Source organism: Prosthecobacter algae, assembly GCF_039542385.1.
Lineage (GTDB): Bacteria > Verrucomicrobiota > Verrucomicrobiia > Verrucomicrobiales > Verrucomicrobiaceae > Prosthecobacter > Prosthecobacter algae.
The window spans coordinates 590,165-604,384 of record NZ_BAABIA010000004.1; the positions used below are offsets into that span (position 1 = coordinate 590,165).

Genomic DNA, 14,220 nt, shown 5'->3' on the forward strand with positions numbered 1-14,220 from the left:
CCATGCTGAACAAAATGATCCATTGGGCGCTCGCCAGCCGGGCGCTCATCATCGGCACCGCGCTCATCCTCATGGTGATGGGCCTCAAAACAGCCACCGAGCTGCCTGTGGAGGTGCTGCCAGACCTCACCAAGCCCACTGTCATCATCTTGACGGAATCTCCCGGCCTCGCGCCGGAGGAAGTCGAAATGCGTGTCACCCAGCCCATCGAAAGCGCCCTCATGGGCGTGGCTGGCCTCACCCGCCTGCGCTCGAACTCCGACGTGGCGCTCTCCCTTGTCTATGCCGAGTTCGGCTGGGACATGGACATCTACAAGGCGCGTATGCTCGTGCAGGAGCGCCTGCAAGGCGTGCGTGAGCAGTTGCCGGAAGGCGTGCAGCCTTTCATGACGCCAGTCGCATCCCTCATGGGCGAGATTTTGCTCGTCGGCGTGCGCTCAACGATCAAGGAAGGCGAGGCTGGCTATCTGCCTCCGCGTGAGGTGCGTTCGCTGGCGGATTGGACGGTGAAGCGCCGCCTGCAAAGCATCTCCGGCATCGCTGAAATCCTCAACATGGGCGGCGGCGTGAAGCGCATTGAGATTCAACCCGATCCCTACAAGATGCAGGCCAACGGCATCAGCTTTGACGAGCTGGAAGAAGCGGCGACTGAAGCCGCGAACACCACCACGGGCGGTTTCATCAACACCGGCCCCACGGAGATCATGGTGCGCAATCTCGCGATGACTGTGGAGCTGGACGACATCGCCCGCACCGTCATCAAGAAGATCAACGACCGCCCCATCTCCATCGGCGACGTGGCCGATGTCGTCTGGGGCATCGAGCCGATGCGCGGCGATGCCACGGTCAGCGTCGCCCCGGAAAAATCCGCCACTTACGGCGTCATCATGTCCATCACCAAAGCGCCCGGCTTTGATACAAGAAAGCTCACCGAGCAGATCAAAACCGCGCTCGATGAACTCAAGCCCACCTTCCCGCAAGGCGTGGAAACCACGCTGCTGTTCCAGCAAAAGGACTTCATCGACAATGCCATCGGCAATCTCACCGAAGCCATCCGCGACGGGGCCATCATGGTCACGATCATTCTGTTTCTGTTCCTGCTGAACTTCCGCACGACCTTCATCACCCTCATGGCGATGCCGCTCTCCTTCGGCATCACGATGCTGGTCTTCAAGTGGCTCGACATCAGCGTGAACAGCATGACCCTCGGCGGCCTCGCCGTCGCCATCGGCATGGTGGTGGATGACGCCATCGTGGATGTGGAAAACGTCTTCCGCCGACTGCGAGAGAACGCTGGTCTGGCACAGCCACATCCGCGCCTGCAAGTCATCGCCCGCGCTTCCGGCGAAGTGCGAAACTCCATCCTCTACGCCACGGTGCTCATCATCTTGGTGTTCCTGCCGCTGCTCGGCCTCACGGGTGTCGAGGGAAAGCTGTTCGCTCCCATCGCCATCGCCACGATCATTTCGATGATGGCCTCTTTCATCGTCTCTCTCACCGCCATCCCCGTGCTGTGCTCCATGCTGCTCAATCCCAAGCACGGCCACGAGCACAAGGACGGCTTCCTCACCCGTGGCATGAAATGGCTGCTGGAAAACACCCTGCTGCGCTTCGGCCTCAGCCAGCCGCTCGTCATGCTCGGCATCGTCCTCATGATCGTCATCGCCGCGTTCTCGCTGTATCCGAAGATGAACAAGGATTTCCTGCCCAAGTTCCAGGAGGAAACCGCCCTCGTCGCCGCCACCGCCGCGCCAGGCACCTCGCTGGAGGAAATGAACAAAATCTCCGATGTCATCGAGCAGCAGATCCTCAGTGTGCCGGAGGTGCGCAAAGTCGGGCGTCGTCTTGGCCGTGCCGAGCGTGGCGACCACGTCGTCCCTGTCTCCACCGCCGAGTTTGACGTGGACTTCCGTGAACCTGAAACCGAGGACGGGCATGAGGGCAAAGGCCGCAATCGCAAAGACATCCTCGCCGACATCACCGCGAAGCTCAAAACCGTGCCCGGCGTCTTCGCCGTCGTCAGCGGCCCGCTTGCCGACCGCATCGGCCACATGATGAGCGGCGTGTCCGCACCCGTTGCCATCAAGGTCTTCGGCCCCGACCTCGACAAGCTACGGCAGATCGGCATCGAGATTCAGACCATCGCCAAAACCATCCCTGGCTTTGAGGATTGCAAACTCGACCAAACCTCATCCATCCCGCAGCTCCGCATCGAGGCTGACCGTGACCGTGCCAAAGCCTATGGCATCGCCCCCGGCAAACTCAACGATCAGCTCTCCGCTCTGATCGGTGGCAAAGAAGTCGCCGAACTGCGCGAAGGCCAGCGAGCCGTGAATCTCGTCACCCGCCTGCCCGTCCAGTGGCGCGATTCGCCGGACAAAATCGCCGAACTGCCGATTGAAGCCGGTGAAGGCCAGCGCATCCCGCTTTCCCTCGTCGCCGATGTGCGCGAGGCCAAAGGCCCGAACGTCATCTTCCGCGAGAACTCGCAGCGCCGCTTCGCCCTCGCCATCAAACCAACCGTGCAGGACGTGTCCAACCTCGTCGTCAAACTGCGGGATGAAGTCACCGCGAAAGTGCAGATGCCTGAAGGTTACTTCATCACCTTCGAGGGCGAGTTCCAGGCGCAGCAGGAGGCCACGCAGCGCATCGCCATCTTCACCCTCGTCATCCTGGCCGTCATCGCCTTCCTGCTCTATGGCTACTTTCGCACGCCGTTCTTCGCCCTCCAGGTGCTCTGCGACATCCCGCTCGCCCTCGTCGGCGGCCTGGTCTTCACCTACTTCAAGCTGAACAACATCAGCATCGCCACGCTCGTCGGCTTCATCGCGGTGGCCGGTGTCGCCGCTCGTAACAGCATCATGCTCATCAGCCACTATCTGCACCTCATGCAGCACGAAGGTGAGAGCTTCACGAAGAAGATGGTCATTCGCGGCACCAAGGAACGTCTCGTCCCCGTGCTCATGACCGCGCTTGCCGCAGGCATCGGCCTCATCCCGCTGGTGCTCGCCGCCGATCAGCCGGGGAAGGAAATCCTCCACCCCGTCGCCGTCGTCATCGTCGGTGGCCTCGTCACCAGCACACTGCTCGGCCTCGGCGTCACGCCCACCGTCTTTTACACCTTCGGCAGAAAAGCCGCCGCCAGTGCCATCGAGAATGATGCACCTGCATCGCACTAGCCAAATGAATTTCCAAAGCGACGAACTCATCAGAGCCACCGCCGCCAAGGCAAAACCAAACCAAACTGAATCCAAACCAAACCAGACAAACAAACATCATGAAAAAACTGCTCACCACCACACTGCTCACTCTCGCTTTGGCCTTCACCGCCACGGCTGCTGACAAAGACAAGCACGACCACGAACATGCAGCCAAAGCCGGTCCCACCGGCGGCAAGCTCATCACCGAAGTCGAGCCTCACGTCGAGTTCTTCGTGAACAAAGACAAGAAGGTCGAAATCCGCTTCATTGACGACGACATGAAAGTCGTCGCCCCTGGAGCACAAGTCATCAGCGTCACCCTTGGCGATCGCTCCGCCCCAACCAAGCTGAGCTTCACCAAGGACGGCAACATGCTCATCAGCGACAAAGCCGTCCCCGAAGGCAACGACCTCCCCACCGTGGTGCAAATCCGCGAGAAGGAAGGTGCCAAGGCCGTCACCGAGAAGTTCAACCTGAACCTCGAACAGTGCCCCACCTGCAAGAACAAGGAATACGCCTGCACCTGCGCCCACGGTGAAGAGGAGAAGAAATAGCCCTCACATCAGCGCCCGCCACCTCACCAGCGCCGCCTTCTTCAAGGGAGCGGCGCTGGTGATTATCACTGACCATGAGCACCGAACACCACGACGAATCTGAACCCAAGTCCTGCGGCTCATGCGAGCACGGGCATGACGACACACCACTGCCGCGCAATGCGCTCGTCATCGCCTCCGGCGCACTGCTGGGAGCCGGGATGCTTTTGCAATGGCTTAAACTCGGGCCACCGCTGCTGCACACGAGCTGCTATGCCCTTGCCACACTCGCGGGTGGCTTGCTCGTCTTCCCCGCTGCGTTCAAGGCATTGAAGAAACTGCGGCTCGATATGAACGTGCTCATGACTGTGGCTGTGACCGGCGCATGGCTCGTGGGTGAAGGCGCAGAAGGGGCCGCCGTGGTGTTTCTCTTCGCCTTGTCCGAACTGCTGGAGTCCTGGAGTGTCGGCAGAGCGCGGCGTGCCATCGCCGCTTTATTAAAACTCACGCCGCAGACCGCGCTCGTGCGCGGAGCTGATGGCGTTGCCAAAGAAGTGCCCGTAGCAGAAGTCACCATCGGCAGCGAAATCAGCGTGCGCAGTGGCAGCAGCATCCCGCTGGATGGAGAGGTCATCACTGGAGCCTCCTCCGTCAATCAAGCGCCCATCACCGGCGAGTCCGTGCCTGTGGAGAAAAAGCCCGGCGACCCCGTTTTTGCAGGCACTATCAATGGTGAAGGCTCGCTCACCGTGCGTGTCACCAAAGCGGCCAGCGACTCCACACTCGCCCGCATCATCAAGCTCGTGGAAGAAGCCGAGGAGCAGAAAGCCCCCACGCAGCGCTTCGTGGACAAGTTCGCCACCATCTACACACCCGCCGTGTTTGGGGTCGCGCTCTTGGTTGCCCTGCTGCCGCCGCTGCTCATGGGCGGCGCGTGGTCGGAGTGGACGTATCGCGCCCTCGTGCTGCTCGTCATCGCCTGCCCCTGTGCGCTCGTCATTGCCACACCTGTCTCGATTGTCTCCGGCCTCACTGCGCTCGCACGACGCGGCGTGCTCATCAAAGGCGGCGCACATCTCGAAGCCGTCGGCAAGCTGCGTGCCCTCGCCGTGGACAAGACCGGCACCATCACGCAAGGCAGGCCGCAAGTCACAGGCGTCATCCCCATCAGTGACATGACCGAAGATGAAGTCCTGCGACGTGCCGCTGCCATCGACGCGCATTCCGAGCACCCGCTGGCAAAGGCCGTCGTCGCTGCCGCACAGGCCAAAGGCATCTCTTGGAGCGAGTCCACACAGTATCAATCCGTCACCGGACGTGGTGCCACTGCCGTCATCGACGGGCACCCGCACTTCATCGGCAATCACAAGATGGCGCATGAACTCGGCATCTGCTCACCCGAGATCGAAGCCCGCCTTACCGAGATCGAAAACCAAGGCCAGTCCCTCGCCATCCTCGGCCACACCCCGCATGAAGGCTGTGAGGGCAAAATACTCGGCATTCTTGCCATCGGCGACACCATGCGCCCCGAAGCCGCCAACGCTCTCACCCTGCTCCATGACGCAGGCCTTGAAAAAGTCGTCATGCTCAGCGGCGACAACCAGCGCACCGTCGATGCCATCGCTCGGCAAGCAGGCATCGACGAAGCTTATGGCGATCTCATGCCCGAGCAGAAGATCGAGCACATCAAGCGCCTCATGGCCGAGCATCAGTACGTCGGCATGATCGGTGATGGCGTGAACGATGCCCCCGCGCTCGCACTCGCCAGTGTCGGCATCGCCATGGGAGCCATCGGCAGCGACACCGCCATCGAGACCGCCGACATGGCCCTCATGCAAGACGACCTCACCCGCGTGGCCGAAGCCATCGGGCTAGGTCGGAGAACGCTGCGCATCATCCAGTTCAACGTCGCCTTCGCCCTCGTCGTGAAAGCCATCTTCCTCATCCTCGCCTTCACCGGCCACACCAGCCTCTGGCTCGCCATCCTCGCCGACACCGGAGCCACACTGCTCGTCATCATGAATGCGCTGAGGTTGTTAGGCGGAGCGAAAAACCTCAAATAGCAGGCCCAATGAGCAAGCTCTCCCGCAAAAAGAAAGCATCGGCCACTCCGACTGCCTTGGCCCCTCGCGACAAGGCCTTGCTCATCGGCGTGCCGATCCTGCTCCTGGCCATTCCGGCGCTTGTCCTGCACTTTTCCTCCATCCACCAGCAGACCACCTCCATCTCAAAGACGGTGCAGATATGGAAGGCCACCTATCACATCAACGAAGCGCAGGCAGAACTCATCCAGCAGATCGAAATCGACTTCCACGGCAACGGCAGCCCCTTCACCATCAAGCCCTCTCGCACTGGTGAAGACAAGCACCGTCACCATGAGGAGATCAGCCGACTAATGTCCCCCGAAGACGGTGCGCGATTCATGCGTGCGATGGAGCAGAGCGAAGGCAAGCACTGACAAATCCTCGTCACATGGATCGTTGTTACCCTGCATCGGATTCGCTCTAAGCGAGGAAAGTGACCTATCCTCACGAACTCCGATTAACAATCATGGCCCGTCATACCCGGAAATGAAAACCACGACGCCCACGACTACGCCGAGCGCATCCGCGAGTGAGTGTCTTGCTTTTGGAAAGAGGAACAGCAATCGAGAAAACCAATCCTTCTCCGGCTCTTGCCCTTCTCTCCCGAGTGCTCTGCCTTGGCCTTCTTCGCCTTAGCAATCTCTCGCTCCAACATCGTCTGCGTAACCATCCACTGCTCCGGGTTCGGGTTCGTGCTGCCGGCATAGATTGCGTTGATGCAAATGTTCAGGATGTCCCCGCCGCTGAGTCCCTTCGATAGCTCCGCGAGAACCGCGTAATCAGCCTGCACCCGATCCGGGTTGGGGAGATGAAGGGCAAACAACTCCCGGCGCATGGAGGCGTTAGGAACGCGGAACTTGATGTGGCGCTGGATGCGGCGAAGCAGCGCGGGGTCATAGTTCTCGAAAAGGTTCGTCGTCACGATTACCACGCCATCGAAGCGATCCAGTTCCTGCATCAGGCAGTTGCGGTTCTGGTTGATGGAAGTTGAGCAGGATTCGCCGGTTGATACACGCTTGGAAAGCAGGCTGTCAGCTTCATCGAAGAACAGCACGGCGTCGTGTTCACGGGCAGCAGAAAAGGCGGCTTTGATGTGCTTGGCGGTGTCGCCGAGGTATTTCGAGATGACCGCGCTGTAGTCCACTTGATAGAGCGGCTTTCCAAGGCGCAGCGCGATGCCGAGGGCTGCGCGCGTCTTGCCGGTTCCGGGCGGGCCGTAGAAGTTCAGGATGCAGCGGCCCTGCTGCGGTTGGATGGCGCTCAGGTTCCAGATGCGGTCCAGGTCAGCGCGGATCTCCAACGCTCGCAGACCGGCAAGGATGTCGGTCTTCACCTCAGGATGTAGGATCAGCTTGTCGAGGTCGTGACGGGACTCCGGCTGGACCAGCATCCCCACATCAGGGGGCGGCTCCTCTTCATCGCGATCCCTCCTGCGGCGACGCGGGTTACGGTGATCGTCGGAGGTGGCTGCATCGGCTGGCAGTTCGATTTCTGGGTCGGTTCGTGTGGGCATGGTGGTAGGATGTTTGGGTTCAGCCATTCGGCTCCGCAGCTTGCGTAGTTACAGTGCTGGAAAATGCCGCCTCAAGGCGCGTGGTGTCGCTGCCTTGCACGATCTGGCGCGCATAGGCGGGGATGCGTCGGCGCAGGATGATCATCTGGCGTTCGCTCAAGCTGCCGCGTCGCTGATAATGACGGGCGAAGCTGGTCAGGATTTCCGCATCAGGTCCGGTGAACCCGATGCCGTTGCGTTCGATGGTGGTTTCCCGGCATTGCTCGTCGGCGGTCTGGTTCTGGTAGATGCGCATCAGGGCACGCAGTGCCCAGCGGTCGTTGCTGGCAAGGCGGTGGCGCAGTTGTTCGATCATGTCTTTCTTGCTCATGGGTAGGTGGGTTCAGGTTCATTGCCCTTGTGGGCCGTCTCCTTGCCTCGTCACCGTGCCCTCCGTTGTCGCGCCGTTTGCGACACCATATTGGCGCTCGAACACCTCCATAAACCCCTGCTGCTTGATGTTTAGGTCCCACTGTTTGGCGAAGCTGCGCAGCTCCTTCATCCACTGTGACTGCTTCACCTTGACCAAGCCTTCGCGGCTCACCTCTGCCACCACTTGGTAGGCTCCGAGGTAACTGTTTTCATAGGTGAGTGGCGTCCATGTCGTGCCCTCTGCCGAAGGCACCACGAGGAACGTGAGTTCTGGATCGCGCATCGCATCGCCGTTCTGTTCAGAGTAATGCGCGATGCTGAGTTCATAGGCACCGTTCAGATAGGGGCCACCGATCACCTCGATCACCAGCCGCATGAACGGCGGGTTCTCGAGGCGGAGGTAGCGGGTGCGGACAGCTTCAAAGCCGCCGTGTTGATCAATCATCGTCTGGATGTTTTGCATGGTCGTTTGGTATGGGGTTGGGGGTCACCACTCGAAGAGCGGCAGGTCCGAAAAGATTTCGCCATCGGCATCGAGGCGCGCATAGGCGTAGCCACGAGCCTTGATGGCCAAGAGCACGCCGCGCAGGTGCGGGAACGTCGTCATTTCATCGGCATCGAGATCTTCGATGAGGAACAGATGACCCACGCCATCGAGGAGGTGGGCCAACAGGGGCGGATCATCCGGTGAACGGCACTCCAGCGGTCGAAGCCGCAGCAAGGCCTCAGCTTCGCTCGGTGGGATGTGCCGTGTGGACACCACGGGCACATGCATGATCCATGGGCCGGTGCTGTCGTGAAGGATGGGGATTTGGGCGGTAGTGAACAGGCTCATGAGGGTTGGTGGTCGAGATAGGATTCGAGATCGGCGAGCGCGGCCCGCACACAGCCGCCGCTGCCCACGGCGATTTGGTTCGCGGTGACGGAGGGCACGGCCCAATGGGCGCTCAGGAACGCCGCCAGTTCCTCCGTGGTCGGAGGCAGCAGCTTGATGGCTTGGAACCGCGTCTGGAACCGCTCGGTCAGCAGGTCTAATTGCAGGTTGCTCGTGCCGAGGAACGCGCGGCCCGGAGGCAGACGGTCCAGGTAGGTGAGCAACAAGTCCTGCGCTTCACGGGAACAGCGGTCCAGCTCATTGACGATCTTGACCGACCATGAACTGAACAGGCTGCCATAAGGAAGCTGTCGCATCCACTCGCGCACGAGGTCCACTGTTACTTCACGTCCGTTGTAGTCCTCGATGGACAGCGGCGTGCCGGCCAACTGCAATGCCACCAGTTCCACCACGCTGGTCTTGCCCACACCCGGCGGGCCATAGAGCAGGAGCTTCATCGTGGCTGAAGGATCACTGGCAAGCCGCTTGGCTTTGCTCGCCTGCGCCATCGCCACACGTTTGGCCTGGCCGATCAAGTCCTCCGCCGTGCGTGGTCGCCAGTTCATCGGCGATGATGGAGCTTGTTTGAGAACACGTTCACGCGGCTTGGATGCCATGATGGACCTCCTTTCCATGAGTCGTGGAGAGCGTCGTAATCGCGGCCGTGATGGCCCGTGCGCCCTTCTTGTAGAGCGTGACGGCCAGCAGTTCGCCGTCGAACCACACGGCCCAGTACCGCGAACCATACTTGGTGATGGTGAGCCGATCAGTCATGGGTCCAGCCCTCCCGACGGATGCGTGCTTTCACGGAGTTCACCGACAACTTAAACTGCGCGGCGGCCTGCTTGATGGAACCGGTGCGGCGATACAACCGCTTCACCGCTTTCCAGTCCACCAGCGTGCCATTGGTGGTCACACTTGTGAGCTTGCGTCGCGGCTTCGGCGGCGTGGACGTGGGCGTGGGCGTGCCGATGATCTGGTCCACCGCAGGCGTGAACGCATCAAAGCGCTGCGGCGGTGGCGGCGGATCATCAGGCGTGATGCGGGCTTCGCGCAGGTTGGCGAGTTGTTCTCTGACTGCCGCACTCGCAATGGGGCGGATCATCTGCTCGACCGTGGCCGGAGCTTGCCCACCATTGAGGCGTTGCAGGGCCTCGACGAGCCGCGCATCGACGATGCTCTGGATCAGCTCGATGGGGATTTCCGTGATGGCATACACCACACCGGTCAGCGAGTTGAGCCCCATCAGGGCTTTCATTTGTTCACGGGCTTCACGCGGGGAGTCGGCCTCTACACGGTCATCGAACAGGACTTGGCCAGCACGGCTGGCGATTAGTTTGAAGAGTTTCATTGTCGTTTTGTTTTGGGTTTTGGGTTAGCAGGCAAAAAGGCAGGACTGGTGGCGGGGAAGGTGATCCGCAGGCTGCGTAGCCTTGCGGCGTGCTTGTGCAGATTTCAGGCGTGGCAGGAAGAACGTGTTGCTCACTTTCATGCCTCGCCACGCTTCCCATGGACCGAAGAGGCGGGTTTCATGAGCGTTCATCCACACCCAGCGCCCTGGCAGCTTATTGAGCGCCTCAGGGCCGGTGGTGTGGACCACCAGTGCCGCTGCGCGGGTGTCACTCATCGGCGAGGTCGGCAGCGGCTCCTTGCGATGCTGCTCAAGCCGCATCAGGGCATCCACATACCCGCTCCATGTGCCGTTGTGGAACAGCACGCTCTCGGCCATGCCCGAGAGGCTCATGCTGGCCTTCGGCGTGACAGGGAAGGGATGACACAATCGCGCATCAACTCCGCCCACGCTGGCCCAGCGGAAGTGGATGACCACTTCGCCCTCCAGCTTCTTGAGCAGAGTGATGAGTTCACCGGTGCTGAGGTTCTTCTGCCATTTTACGCGGCCACTTTCCCGCCATGCCACGCCCGCACCATGCGGGTTGGCTTCATGACAGGCATACAGCACCTCGGGCTTCGGGCGCACAGTTTCAGGACATATCAGGATCACACACATATCAGGTTCGTTTCTTGGGTTCGTTGTTCTTGGGTTTGGCCCATCTATCCGCAGTCTGCGTATAGCTCGGGCAAAGGGTTAGAGGTTCGCGTCGGGGTAGCGGCTATCGAACTGCTGGCAGAGCCGCTGCGCGTTCTTGCGGTAGTGGCGGAACTCCGAGTGCAGTTTGCCGAAGAGGCCGAGAGCGACGGGCCGCGCACTGCCCGTCCATCCGAGGTAGTCCCACAGGAAGCGCAGCCCATCGGAGGCCGTGGCGGTGCGCTTGGCTTGGATCTTGTTCTTGCCGAACCCGCCGAGGCATTGGACCTCGTGAGCGCGGCGACACAGGCCGAGCACGCTGGCGAGGTGATGCAGGATCTTCTCGATGTTCAGCGTGCCGGCAAAGACGCGGAACTCCACCACTCCGACGAACCTCCCGTTGCGGTCACGCTTGAACGCTTTTCTAAAGTTCACCATGCCGCGCCCGCATTGCTCAGCGCACTCGGCTTTCACGCGTTCCTCCTCGCAGGTGACTATTTTGAGCATGTGCTCGGCGGTCTGCTCATACAGCGGGTGGCTGTAGTGGTTGAGGTGGCGGTCCGTCCCGGTCTGGCCGTAGAGGCTGCGAGCGTGCCAGCGGGCGATGTGAGCGAGTTTGCGGATGAACTCGCTCACCGCTTTCGTGTCGGAAGTGCCGATGATGGACTCAATGCCCACGGTGATGTGACAGCCGCAGGAGCGATCCACCGTGGCACCGAGGGCATTGAGCCATTCAACGAATCCGATCAGATGCTCCACTCCCTGCTCGCCATGCAGGATGGGAGAGACAAACTCGCAGGGTATCTGCCCGGCGTCGCAGCGAATGGAGCCATCGCGTTCCGCCTTCCATGTGTCGGCGTTGAAGGCAGGAGCATTGCTGCGGCCACCAGCCAGCGTGATGCCAGTGGTGACGGGATGCCCGGCGTGATAGTTGCCCACCGACACGTTGCTGGTCTGAGGCAGGCGGGTTTCCAGTTCGATGCCCCACTGGATGAGGGCGGCTTTGGGATCGGCGGGTTTCATGTGGAGGAATGGATGCGGGTGGCTGGCCCCATGCAGGGCACCCCTTGGCCTCGTCACCGTGGCCGCGTGTGTCGCACCGTTTTGATCACCATTTAGCGAACCGCTTATGAGAGGTCCCACAGCTCGCGGAACCCGATGAACTTCGGGAACCTGGGCGTTTCCTTTGCGCCGCTGGGTTGGTGCATGAACTTCACCATCCTGCCAATGAGCAACTCACGCTGCTGCCACAGGGTGAAGCGGTCCACACCACCGACGACATGGTTGTAACCCAGCCGGAACTCGATGCCCGTCTCCACATGCTTGACGACAAAGCCACCGAGTTCGCCGCGCCCGACCATGCCGGACTGCGCCATGCTGCGTTTGGTGCGGCCAAACGCGTCCTTCTCAGCCGCGTTGTGATTGCTCATGCCCTCGTAAGTGTCGAGCACCACCGCCTCTGCGTCCTCGAAGCGTTTGATCTTGAGCAGGTAGCCCTCGCGCTCCGTGGACCGCCCGCACTTGTAGGGGGAACCCGGCGTGCGGATCATGACGCCTTCATAGCCTTCATTCACGCAGCGCTCCTCATAGGACATCAAATCATCGAGCGTGTGGATCTGCTCAGGCAGCACTTTATCGACGCGCTGGTAATCAGGCAGACGCGCCAGTTCCTGCATCCGGCAGGCATAAGGAACGTCAATGCCCTCGCTCACATAGTCGAAGACGGCGAAGGTGAAGTCAGGCTCACCGCTCTCGCGGCCCACATGCCCGGCGGTTTCGTTGAAGGTGGTGCCTTTCACGATCAGTTCGCCATCCAACCCATCAGGCAGGTTGCCTTCGATCCACTCGCGGATGAAGCGGTTGGACACGGGTTTAAAACTGCGGGTCAGCGCACGTCCGTTGAGCTTGAGGCAGCGGATGCCATCGAGTTTGGGCGTGGCGAGCAGCGGGAAGCTGAGGGCATGGAGACGCTCGCACTTGTCGGCGAGCATGGGTTTGGTGATGGGCGATGAGGCGGTGGTGTTCATGGGCATGGAGGGGTGGCTTGTTGACCAGCGCTGGGCTGGGCTCCCTCCGGCCTCGTCACCGTGACCTTGTGTGTCGCACCGTTTTGATCACCATGTGACGGAGTCGCAGGACACCGTTGTCCATCCATGATTGGCACCATTTGAACGGCACTCGTTTGTAACCATCAACACCCCGCATCAGCATGACCTTGTGAAGGCGCGTAGGAAGCGTTTTACGATGGGGACCGCTCCGCAAGGTATGGCTGTATAGCCCAGCCTCACATGCACTTGTTGAGATTATCAGCGTGCCTTGTTGCGACCTTCGCGAAAACTCACTCGTCGATGAGATGATCGAAAAGACCCGGTTGCAGCGGCTCCAGTGCTGCCTGCTCCGCTTTAAAGAAGTCCGCCTTGGTCTTGCCACGCTTCTTGCCTTCGCGTGTGTGGCAGTCATACGCATATTCAGGGATGGCGACATACTCACCGCTGCTGCGCAGTTCTTGGGCGAGCGTGTCAGGATCAAGTCCTGCGCTCTGATCATAGACGTAGTTTTGCAGATGATCGGGATCGCGGCTCTTCTTCGACAGGCACAGTAGGATGACTGCCTTGCTGATAAAGATGCGACCCTTCGCCTGCTTCGGCGGGATGCCGTCGTTGATGACCAAGTAGCTGTCATGCAGCGCCTTCACCTCCTGAGTCAGGATGCCCCAGCAATCCTCCGCGCTGATGGTCAGCAGCCGCTTCCACACATACTTGCCAAAGCCACTGCTCCACAGTTCCAGCGCCCAGTAACCGGCCAGAGCCGCGTCACCACGGCGGATGGCTTTCTGCATCGCAGAGGATACCTCGCTGAAGTTATAATGACGAATCGTGCGCAGTTGCATGGGGTTGGCGGGAAAGAGATCTGGGAGGTCCATGAATGGATGCCTCGTCACCGTGGCTTCGAGGTTCCATCCGTTTGCATCACCAAATGATGCCGTGGGGTTTGGTTAGGTCGCAGGGTTTGGGAGGTGCCTTGGGGTGCGTCGTCACAGGGCAATGCTTTGGCGGCGTGGGGCGCTCATCGAGACGCGCTCCTGACTCTTGTAGTCACCGAAGTCGATGTGAGCCTTCCACTTGCGTTTGAGGTGCCGCTTCTCAGTGGCGATGCGCTCCGCACTGCGGAACAGCGAGTTGCCGCCCAGGTTCTTGTCGCGCTCCTGCACAAAGCAGAACCGCGCCTCATTCCAGACAAGGCGATTATCGAGAAGCTCCTGGAGTGAGGCGTCGATGTCGCACTTGCACTTGAGCAGCTCGTCCCAGACCGGCACGCCACCTTCAGCATCGCGCACCACACCCACCGCTCCACCCACCCAATGGTTCACACCAAAGGGGTCATTGCGTTGCAGCAGGCGCGGATCACTGCGCTGATGCCAGCCAAACAGGCGTGCTCCAGCTCCACGGGCATTGTAGGCCGAGTTGCTGAGCATTTGCAGCGTTTCCTCCACGGACAGCTTGCGGCAGCGGAGCGATACCATGCAGACGCACGCACTGATGTCGTCATCGAGCATGATGATCGCATCCTCCTTGAAGT

Annotated in this window: 16 protein-coding genes; 4 read left to right on the plus strand and 12 right to left on the minus strand. The window is 60.6% G+C overall.

Going from position 1 to position 14,220, the window contains the following annotated elements; translation table 11 throughout:
- Window positions 1-2 precede the first annotated feature (2 nt).
- The 4 genes from ABEB25_RS12270 to ABEB25_RS12285 all read left to right on the plus strand — a co-directional run bounded on the left by ABEB25_RS12270 (window position 3) and on the right by ABEB25_RS12285 (window position 6,191).
- Window positions 3-3,179: an efflux RND transporter permease subunit gene (locus tag ABEB25_RS12270; RefSeq protein WP_345736698.1), complete on the plus strand. Its 3,177-nt coding sequence runs from the start codon at window positions 3-5 to the stop codon at window positions 3,177-3,179.
- A gap of 98 nt (window positions 3,180-3,277) precedes the next feature.
- The gene (locus tag ABEB25_RS12275) at window positions 3,278-3,754 is read left to right on the plus strand and encodes a hypothetical protein (protein ID WP_345736699.1); all 477 of its coding nucleotides are present in this window, start codon (window positions 3,278-3,280) and stop codon (window positions 3,752-3,754) included.
- Between the two features lie 74 nt (window positions 3,755-3,828).
- Window positions 3,829-5,796 carry a heavy metal translocating P-type ATPase gene (locus ABEB25_RS12280; RefSeq protein ID WP_345736700.1) on the plus strand — a complete coding sequence of 656 codons (1,968 nt, stop codon included), beginning with the start codon at window positions 3,829-3,831 and terminating at the stop codon, window positions 5,794-5,796.
- Between the two features lie 8 nt (window positions 5,797-5,804).
- Window positions 5,805-6,191, plus strand: a complete 387-nt coding sequence (locus tag ABEB25_RS12285; RefSeq protein ID WP_345736701.1) for a hypothetical protein — start codon at window positions 5,805-5,807, stop codon at window positions 6,189-6,191.
- A 134-nt stretch (window positions 6,192-6,325) separates the two neighbouring features.
- Here the strand turns inward: ABEB25_RS12285 and ABEB25_RS12290 are convergent, their stop codons facing one another.
- The 12 genes from ABEB25_RS12290 to ABEB25_RS12345 all read right to left on the minus strand — a co-directional run.
- Window positions 6,326-7,330, minus strand: coding sequence for an ATP-binding protein (locus ABEB25_RS12290; RefSeq protein WP_345736702.1), 1,005 nt, complete (start codon window positions 7,328-7,330; stop codon window positions 6,326-6,328).
- Between the two features lie 19 nt (window positions 7,331-7,349).
- Window positions 7,350-7,700: a hypothetical protein gene (locus ABEB25_RS12295; protein WP_345736703.1), complete on the minus strand. Its 351-nt coding sequence runs from the start codon at window positions 7,698-7,700 to the stop codon at window positions 7,350-7,352.
- An 18-nt stretch (window positions 7,701-7,718) separates the two neighbouring features.
- A complete protein-coding gene (locus ABEB25_RS12300) occupies window positions 7,719-8,204 on the minus strand; it encodes a DUF6908 domain-containing protein (RefSeq protein ID WP_345736704.1) in 486 nt (161 codons plus the stop codon).
- 24 nt (window positions 8,205-8,228) lie between these two features.
- On the minus strand, window positions 8,229-8,576 hold the full coding sequence (locus ABEB25_RS12305; RefSeq protein WP_345736705.1) for a DUF5983 family protein: 348 nt from the start codon (window positions 8,574-8,576) through the stop codon (window positions 8,229-8,231).
- Window positions 8,573-9,181 (minus strand): ATP-binding protein, encoded by a 609-nt coding sequence (locus ABEB25_RS12310; RefSeq protein WP_345736706.1) that lies wholly within the window; start codon window positions 9,179-9,181, stop codon window positions 8,573-8,575. The genes ABEB25_RS12305 and ABEB25_RS12310 overlap by 4 nt, the downstream gene beginning before the upstream one ends.
- Window positions 9,182-9,212: 31 nt before the next feature.
- Window positions 9,213-9,389: a hypothetical protein gene (locus tag ABEB25_RS12315; RefSeq protein ID WP_345736707.1), complete on the minus strand. Its 177-nt coding sequence runs from the start codon at window positions 9,387-9,389 to the stop codon at window positions 9,213-9,215.
- Window positions 9,382-9,966 (minus strand): hypothetical protein, encoded by a 585-nt coding sequence (locus ABEB25_RS12320; protein WP_345736708.1) that lies wholly within the window; start codon window positions 9,964-9,966, stop codon window positions 9,382-9,384. Before ABEB25_RS12320 ends, ABEB25_RS12315 begins: the two co-directional genes overlap by 8 nt.
- Window positions 9,967-9,990: 24 nt before the next feature.
- Window positions 9,991-10,593 (minus strand): class II glutamine amidotransferase domain-containing protein, encoded by a 603-nt coding sequence (locus ABEB25_RS12325; RefSeq protein ID WP_345736709.1) that lies wholly within the window; start codon window positions 10,591-10,593, stop codon window positions 9,991-9,993.
- Between the two features lie 108 nt (window positions 10,594-10,701).
- A complete protein-coding gene (locus ABEB25_RS12330; protein ID WP_345736710.1) occupies window positions 10,702-11,664 on the minus strand; it encodes an amidoligase family protein in 963 nt (320 codons plus the stop codon).
- Window positions 11,665-11,768: 104 nt separating this feature from the next.
- Window positions 11,769-12,668, minus strand: a complete 900-nt coding sequence (locus tag ABEB25_RS12335; protein ID WP_345736711.1) for an ATP-dependent DNA ligase — start codon at window positions 12,666-12,668, stop codon at window positions 11,769-11,771.
- A 311-nt stretch (window positions 12,669-12,979) separates the two neighbouring features.
- Window positions 12,980-13,564, minus strand: coding sequence for a hypothetical protein (locus tag ABEB25_RS12340; RefSeq protein WP_345736712.1), 585 nt, complete (start codon window positions 13,562-13,564; stop codon window positions 12,980-12,982).
- A gap of 111 nt (window positions 13,565-13,675) precedes the next feature.
- Window positions 13,676-14,220 (minus strand): hypothetical protein (locus tag ABEB25_RS12345; protein WP_345736713.1); only part of this gene is annotated, 545 nt, incomplete at its 5' end.

Excerpts from the sequence above, each read along its gene's own strand:
- ABEB25_RS12295 (WP_345736703.1), bottom strand. The coding sequence starts at position 7,700 with ATGAGCAAGAAAGACATGATCGAACAACTGCGCCACCGCCTTGCCAGC.
- ABEB25_RS12320 (WP_345736708.1), bottom strand. The coding sequence starts at position 9,966 with ATGAAACTCTTCAAACTAATCGCCAGCCGTGCTGGCCAAGTCCTGTTC.
- ABEB25_RS12305 (WP_345736705.1), bottom strand. The coding sequence starts at position 8,576 with ATGAGCCTGTTCACTACCGCCCAAATCCCCATCCTTCACGACAGCACC.
- ABEB25_RS12290 (WP_345736702.1), bottom strand. The coding sequence starts at position 7,330 with ATGCCCACACGAACCGACCCAGAAATCGAACTGCCAGCCGATGCAGCC.
- ABEB25_RS12335 (WP_345736711.1), bottom strand. The coding sequence starts at position 12,668 with ATGAACACCACCGCCTCATCGCCCATCACCAAACCCATGCTCGCCGAC.
- ABEB25_RS12280 (WP_345736700.1), top strand. The coding sequence starts at position 3,829 with ATGAGCACCGAACACCACGACGAATCTGAACCCAAGTCCTGCGGCTCA.
- ABEB25_RS12275 (WP_345736699.1), top strand. The coding sequence starts at position 3,278 with ATGAAAAAACTGCTCACCACCACACTGCTCACTCTCGCTTTGGCCTTC.
- ABEB25_RS12300 (WP_345736704.1), bottom strand. The coding sequence starts at position 8,204 with ATGCAAAACATCCAGACGATGATTGATCAACACGGCGGCTTTGAAGCT.
- ABEB25_RS12340 (WP_345736712.1), bottom strand. The coding sequence starts at position 13,564 with ATGGACCTCCCAGATCTCTTTCCCGCCAACCCCATGCAACTGCGCACG.
- ABEB25_RS12285 (WP_345736701.1), top strand. The coding sequence starts at position 5,805 with ATGAGCAAGCTCTCCCGCAAAAAGAAAGCATCGGCCACTCCGACTGCC.
- ABEB25_RS12315 (WP_345736707.1), bottom strand. The coding sequence starts at position 9,389 with ATGACTGATCGGCTCACCATCACCAAGTATGGTTCGCGGTACTGGGCC.
- ABEB25_RS12330 (WP_345736710.1), bottom strand. The coding sequence starts at position 11,664 with ATGAAACCCGCCGATCCCAAAGCCGCCCTCATCCAGTGGGGCATCGAA.
- ABEB25_RS12270 (WP_345736698.1), top strand. The coding sequence starts at position 3 with ATGCTGAACAAAATGATCCATTGGGCGCTCGCCAGCCGGGCGCTCATC.
- ABEB25_RS12310 (WP_345736706.1), bottom strand. The coding sequence starts at position 9,181 with ATGAACTGGCGACCACGCACGGCGGAGGACTTGATCGGCCAGGCCAAA.